This window comes from Zemynaea arenosa, from assembly GCF_004614185.1.
Lineage (GTDB): Bacteria > Pseudomonadota > Gammaproteobacteria > Burkholderiales > Burkholderiaceae_D > Telluria > Telluria arenosa.
In genome coordinates, this window is sequence record NZ_SPVF01000201.1 from 1 (window position 1) to 2,542 (window position 2,542).

At 63.4% G+C, this 2,542-nt stretch carries 2 protein-coding genes; both read right to left on the bottom strand.

Annotated features, from left to right (window positions below; all coding sequences use genetic code 11):
- A partial coding sequence (locus E4L96_RS15685) for a gluzincin family metallopeptidase (protein WP_167758708.1) occupies nt 1-1,109 on the bottom strand: 1,109 nt, incomplete at its 3' end.
- A gap of 80 nt (nt 1,110-1,189) precedes the next feature.
- The coding region (locus tag E4L96_RS15690; protein ID WP_167758709.1) for a M1 family aminopeptidase at nt 1,190-2,542 on the bottom strand (1,353 nt) is incomplete at its 5' end.

A 2,542-nucleotide genomic window follows, 5' to 3' on the forward strand; every position in this document is an offset into this window, starting at 1 on the left:
GTGGAGTACTGCTCCCACAGCGGGTTGCCTTCCTTGGGGTAGTAGGACATCGCCAGCACTTCGTTGTCGCCGCTCCTGGCGCCCTGCGCGTCCCAGATGAACTTGCGGGAAGACGCAAAGGCGAAGTCGCGCACGTTCTTCGCGCGGAAGTGCCAGGTCTTGGTCGCGGTACTGTGCTGCTTTTCGGCGGCTTCCGCTTCCTTCTGGGTCACGATGATGACCGGCTTGGCCGCGCTGCGCGCCTGCTTCAGGCGGTCGCGCTGGGCGGCGGTGAGGACTTCGCCCGCGTTCTGCAGCTCGCCCGTCGCGCCCACGATGTGGTCCGCCGGGGCGGTGATCTGCACGTCGTAGTCGCCGAATTCCAGCGTGAATTCGCCGTCACCCAGGTACTGCTTGTTCTGCCAGCCCTTCATGTCGTAGTAGGCGGCCATGCGCGGGTAGAACTGCGCGATCTCGAAGATGTCGTTGTGCTCGTCCTTGCCGTCCTTGTCCAGGAAGCGCTCGAAGCCCGAGCGGCGCCCCAGGACGTTCATCTCCGGCACGTTGAAGCTCCACGCCACGTTGAACGAGAACCTGGTGCCCGGCTTCATCGGCTGCGGCAGGTCGATGCGCATCATGGTCTTGTTGATGGTGGTGCGCAGCGGCTTGCCATCCAGGCCGGTCACGCTCTTCACGCTCACGCCGCCGTTGAAGGTACGGCTGTCGAGCATGAAGCGCAGCTCCTCGAACTCCACGCCGTCCGCGCCGCTGCGTGCCTTGGCCCATGCGTCGCGCGAGGGGGCCGTCGCCACCATGCGGTTGTCCGAATCCTTGGCGAACATATTCTGGTCCAGCTGCACCCACAGGTAGTCCAGCGTGTCCGGCGAGTTGTTGTGGTAGGTGACGGTCTCGCTGCCGCTGACCGAGCGCGTGGCTTCGTCCAGCGTGGCGCGGATGACGTAGTCGGCACGCTGTTGCCAGTAGGCGTGGCCCGGCGCGCCGGACGCGGTGCGGGTGGCGGTGGGTGTGGGCAGCAGCTCGTCCAGCTGGCGGAACTTGTCGTCGAAGGGTTCGGCGGCGAAGGAGGAGGCGCAGGCGAATGCAGCGAGGGCGGTGGCGAGGATCTTCATCTCTTGTGGTCAGGTTTGTTTTTATGGAAAACGCCGTTCCGGCCTGGTGGCGGGAACGGCGTTTGATGCTGCACGGCTGCTTATTCGGACTTGGCGTCGGAGGCGGCCTTGCCGTCCTTCTTCGCGTCCTTGGTCTTCAGCGGCGTGCGGAAGTCCTTCATCATATCGCCGCCTTCGCCGCGCTGGGACTTGTACAGCTCCAGGCGCGACTGGGTGGCCTTGCGCGGCCAGGCGTTGTTGGACTGGTCCACATCGGCGGTTTCCCAGTATGGGTCCTGCACCAGGCCTGTCATCGGCTCGTCGGTCACCACCAGCTTGGTGATCTTCTTGGACGAGTAGCGCCACACTTCGGCCGGGATGCGCTCGATGTACTTCTTGCCGCTCGCGAGCTGGATCTCCAGGATCAGCGGCATGACCAGGCCACCGTTGTTGGAGAAATCGACCAGGTACAGGTGCTTGCCTTCGGCCAGCAGCTTCTTCTCCCAGTCTTCCAGCTTCTCGGTCTGCTCGGCGTAGCTGTTGCGGTCCTTGTTGGTGACCGTGTAGTCGTCATGCTCGTTATAGAAGTCCTTCAGCTCCGGCTTGGCGTCGATGTAGCGCGGCACGCCCTTGTTGCGCTGGTCCGAGACCGAGACCGGCTCCGCGTCGCGCTGCGCCTTCTTCCAGGCCTTCTCCTTTTCCGGGTCCTTGGAGCTCACGCCGTACTCGGTGATGCCGTCGATCGAGATATCGACGTTGTCGGTGGTGTAGAACCAGCCGCGCCAGAACCAGTCGAGGTCCGTGCCCGACGCGTCTTCCATGGTGCGGAAGAAGTCCGCCGGAGTCGGGCGCTTGAATTTCCAGCGCTGGGCGTAGGTCTTGAAGGCGTGGTCGAACTGTTCGCGGCCCAGGATGGTCTCGCGCAGGATGTTTAGCGCCGCTGCCGGCTTGGCGTAGGCGTTGTTCCCGAACTGGAGCAGCGACTCCGAGTTCACCATGATCGGCACCTGGTTGCGGCTGGCCATGTAGCCGGTGATGAAGCGCGCGTCGCCGCGGCCCAGCGGATAGTCCTCTTCCCATGCGCGCTCGGCGAGCGACTGCAGGAAGGTGTTCAGGCCTTCGTCCATCCAGGTCCACTGGCGCTCGTCCGAGTTGACGATCATCGGGAAGTAGTTGTGGCCCACCTCATGGATGATCACGCCGATCAGGCCATACTTGGCGCGCTTGGAGTAGGTGATCTCGCCGGTCTTCTTGTCCTTGGTCGGACGCGGACCGTTAAAGCAGATCATCGGGTATTCCATGCCGCCCACCGGGCCGTTCACGGAAATCGCGACCGGGTAAGGGTAGTCGAACGAATACTTGGAGTACTCGTTGATGGTGTGGATGATCGCGGCTGTGGAGTACTGCTCCCACAGCGGGTTGCCTTCCTTGGGGTAGTAGGACATCGCCAGCAC